Source organism: uncultured Gimesia sp. (assembly GCF_963972345.1).
Taxonomy (GTDB): Bacteria; Planctomycetota; Planctomycetia; order Planctomycetales; family Planctomycetaceae; genus Gimesia.
In genome coordinates, this window is sequence record NZ_CAXAVM010000319.1 from 1 (window position 1) to 4,107 (window position 4,107).

Consider the following 4,107-nt stretch of genomic DNA (forward strand, 5'->3'; position numbering starts at 1 on the left):
CTTCGATCGCCCGCACGGGCCTTACGAAATTGACATTCGCCACTGGCAGGAAATTTCCCGCCGCCCGCTGAAACAGCAAAGCAACCAGCGCACGCTGATGCGCCGCTGAAATCATTTGCCTTTCACATTGACATCAAAATCGACATCGGATGCATCCGCTGTCACGTCAACCTCTGTTTTAAATTCGGTAAACAACATCGGGGGATCACCGCCTGGTACCGTTGCTTCGGTGGAAGCGTAGCCATTCAGCATCGCAATATGCGGTCCGGAAACAGGGCCTTTATTCGGATCGGTATGCCAGCGACCATTTTCAATCGTGCCGACGGCCCCTGGTCCCTGATTTCCCTTAGCCGTATCGGGCATCAGTATAACCTGACCCGCTGGCACAGGCTGACCATTATGCAGTACCTGTCCTGAAAGCACGAATCGCTCCGGACCTGTGGAATCAGTGCCGCAGCCGAGCAAAAACAGGCAACAGACACCCACATTCATCCAACACAATAACCGGGCTCCAACTTGTTTCAATTGATGTTTCAAAACGTGTATCCTCCGACCGGCAGTCCATCTGCAATGATTCCGAGAGTCTGATAAGTACTCAAGTCGATATTTTCACTGATGAAATGCACGGAGCCATCACCCATCAGAAAATGTGCTCCTCCGATATGGTTACTTCCAAAATAAGAAGTAGCCACCTCGAGTTTGTAACCATCTCGATGCGGGACGAACGTAGAACCGTTTACTGGCAGATAAGTACCACCAACCTGGGCCGGCGCATCTCCCCAGGACGTCGTCGCCCAGGTCATCCAGTAGGTTGCTGCTGAACCACTACTGGCCCAGAGCGTCTGATAGCGGCTCTCCCCCAGCATGAAGACATTCGAAGAACCATCCGTAATATCTCGCATACGGGTGCTGGAGTCAGAATAAAAAATCCCGTTGAAGAAATACGTGCGAATATTATAAGCCCGACAGGCTTTCCCGATCGCTGCCATCGCGGTGTAGTCACCGCCCCCCTGCACTCCCAGGTAATTGTTATTGGCATGTGATTCATTGGAATTCGGATCAGAAGGACATTCGAAGTTGACATTTCGCAGTTCCTGCAGTGTCTCGTTCACAGCGTCCCCGGTTCCATTCTGCAGGTTTCGGAACTTCGCGTTGAAGTCAAACTTGTTATAGAGCGTGGACTGCTCAATGTACGGTAATATCAGAATCGTCCAGGGGGCAGAGCGGGTCCCGCCTGTTGTGCAGGTTCCCCCCGATGAGCCACGTCGTGCAGCTGTTTCGATATAAGCGGGAGGCAGCCGATTGAAGGTGTCGTGATAATTATGAAGCGCCAGTCCCAACTGCTTCAACTTGTTCTTGCAGGTCGAGCGACGCGCCGCTTCACGGGCCTGCTGAACGGCTGGCAACAGAAGCGCGATGAGAATCGCAATGATGGCAATGACAACTAATAATTCAATGAGTGTGAAACCGCGCTGCTGCCTTTTATGAGAGCTCATGTAAAAAATCCTTGGTCGAATCTTTACAGAGGTTGACATGAGCCCTGCCATACCATTTCTACCTTAATAAACTATCCTAATAGAACATTTGACTAAAGCAAGGACAAATTTTCAGACTTTTGTTCGAATTGTGTTTTCTGCTGTAAAGCCCGATTTTAATGCGGAAAGTGGGGATTGCCTTTTTATAATGAATTCGCACCAGTCACCAGAGCTTGAAAAACATTTAGGACAGGAGAGTTAGATGAACCAGGAAGAAGTCGTCCGCCATTATCAGACGCAGGGATTTGTCCATGTTCCCGCCTGGTATGCAGGTGAGGAACTGGCTGAAATCAGGTCCGCCGTCGAACGCTATAACCGGGAAGTCGTACCGGGCCTGCCTGACAGTGATGTCGTGTTTGAAGCCGACGGGACTGCGATTCGTAACTGCTGGCGGATGCAGACCCATGATTCTTTCTTCGCACAGCTTTCGCAGTCAGATAGAGTACAGACCCTGATTGCAGAACTGGTCAACGGCACGCCAACCTGCATGGGCGTGGAAACCTTTAACAAGCCGGCAAAGGTTGGTTCCGGCGTGCCACCGCATCAGGACAACGCTTATTTCTGCCAGACACCACCCGATGTGCTTACCGTCTGGATCGCCCTGGATGATGTCACTCCGGAAAATGGTCCCGTACATTACCTGCCCGGTTCTCATACAGAGGGCGTGCATGAACACGTTCCTTCCGGCGTGAAAGGAAATTCCTTTGGACTGGCAGAGCCGGTAGAAGAATCTCACGCAAAAGCGGCTCTGCTCAAGGCGGGTGATATCCTGATTCATCACTGTCAGACGATTCACTTCAGCGCACCGAATGTCAGTGACTTCCCCCGGCTGGGACTGTTGCTCGTCTTCCGCGGCACACACACGCAGGATTCCCCGGAGATGAAAGCCGCCTACCAGAAAGCACGGGCGTTGATGGAGGCGGGAACCAGTTGAAAAATATTGCAGGACATAGTGGTGAGTAAATTTACCAAGTGTTCACTTCCTGTCTCTCTCAAATTTCGGTGAAAACAGTTCGATTCGCGAAGAAAAGGGGACTCAGAGTTACTTTCCGGCGATTTAAAGTGACTTGCGTACCCCGTCCCGCTTGATTTTCCGTGTTTTGACGCTTAGATAAGGTATTCAGCAACGCGTTTCCGTTATCTGAGGAAGCGATTGTCCGTTTATTGACTTCAAAAAAACAGTGCCCTAAAATCGCTATCTTAGCATTGTTTAATAATTCTTTAGAAAGACACAGGGAGAGAATCGAATCAGCGGGCCTGGTACAAACAGGTTGCTGATCCACATTTTCGGTTCTTATTTCGCTCGCCAAATAAAACAAAGGGGAATGACAACGATGAGTGACCAGGCTAACGAAAACATTGAAAGTGTGCTTCAGGAAACTCGATCATTTCCGCCGCCAGCCGAGTTTGTGGAACAGGCCAATATCTCCAGCATGGAAGAATATCAGAAGCTCTGGAACCGGGCCAAAGACGATCCCGCCGGCTTCTGGGGTGATCTGGCGCAAGACCTGGAATGGTCTCAGCCGTACGAGAGTGTAATCGAAGGCGAAATGCCCGAAACCAAATGGTTCAAAGGCGGCAAGATCAATGCTTCGGTCAACTGCATCGACCGTCACCTCGACAGCTGGCGCAAGAACAAAGCCGCGATCATCTGGGAAGGGGAACCCGGCGATACCCGCGTGCTCCGCTATCAGGACCTGTACCGCGAAGTCTGCAAATTTGCCAACTGTCTGAAAAAGCTGGGCGTGGAAACAGGCGACCGCGTGACACTCTACATGCCCATGGTTCCTGAACTGGCGATTGCCATGCTGGCCTGCTCGCGTATCGGAGCAACGCATTCGATCATCTTCGGTGGCTTCAGTGCCGACGCCATTGCTGACCGTAACAATGACGCCCAGGCAAAACTGGTCATCACCGCCGATGGTGGCTGGCGACGTGGTAAAAACATTCCGCTCAAGGAAGCCGTCGACCAGAGCATGGAAAAATCTCCCAGTGTCGAAAAAGTGGTCGTCTACCGTCGCACCGGCTGTGAAGTGGATATGGTCCCCGACCGTGACTACTGGTGGCATGATCTGATGGATGACGCCTCACCGGAATGCGATCCGGCGGAACTCGACAGCGATCACCCGCTGTTCATTCTCTACACTTCCGGAAGTACCGGCAAACCCAAAGGCGTGCAACACTCCACCGGCGGTTATCTGCTGGGAGCCAAAATGACCTCCGAGTGGGTCTTCGATCTGAAAGAAGACGACACCTACTGGTGCACCGCCGACATCGGCTGGATCACCGGTCACAGCTACATCGTGTATGGCCCACTCGCCAACGGTGCCACAACCGTGATGTATGAAGGCGCTCCCAACTGGCCCGATGAAGGTCGCTTCTGGGAAATCGTCGAAAAGTACCAGGTTAACATCTTCTACACCGCACCGACGGCCATCCGTGCCTTCATTAAGTGGGGCGATGAATGGCCGAACAAATACGATCTGTCCAGCCTGCGTCTGCTGGGAACCGTCGGTGAACCGATCAATCCCGAAGCCTGGATGTGGTATCACAGAGTCATCGGCCAGGAGCG

4 protein-coding genes are annotated in these 4,107 nt (G+C 52.1%); 2 read left to right on the forward strand and 2 right to left on the reverse strand.

Features of this window, described 5'->3' with window-relative positions:
* Positions 1-111: 111 nt before the first annotated feature.
* A complete protein-coding gene (locus tag AACZ40_RS28365) occupies positions 112-525 on the reverse strand; it encodes a hypothetical protein (RefSeq protein WP_339676973.1) in 414 nt (137 codons plus the stop codon).
* Between the two features lie 8 nt (positions 526-533).
* A complete protein-coding gene (locus AACZ40_RS28370) occupies positions 534-1,496 on the reverse strand; it encodes a DUF1559 domain-containing protein (protein ID WP_291176470.1) in 963 nt (320 codons plus the stop codon).
* Between the two features lie 241 nt (positions 1,497-1,737).
* Between AACZ40_RS28370 and AACZ40_RS28375 the strand changes: the two genes are divergently transcribed.
* On the forward strand, positions 1,738-2,469 hold the full coding sequence (locus AACZ40_RS28375) for a phytanoyl-CoA dioxygenase family protein (RefSeq protein ID WP_291176473.1): 732 nt from the start codon (positions 1,738-1,740) through the stop codon (positions 2,467-2,469).
* A 400-nt stretch (positions 2,470-2,869) separates the two neighbouring features.
* On the forward strand, positions 2,870-4,107 hold a 1,238-nt coding region (locus AACZ40_RS28380), incomplete at its 3' end, for an acetate--CoA ligase (RefSeq protein ID WP_339676976.1).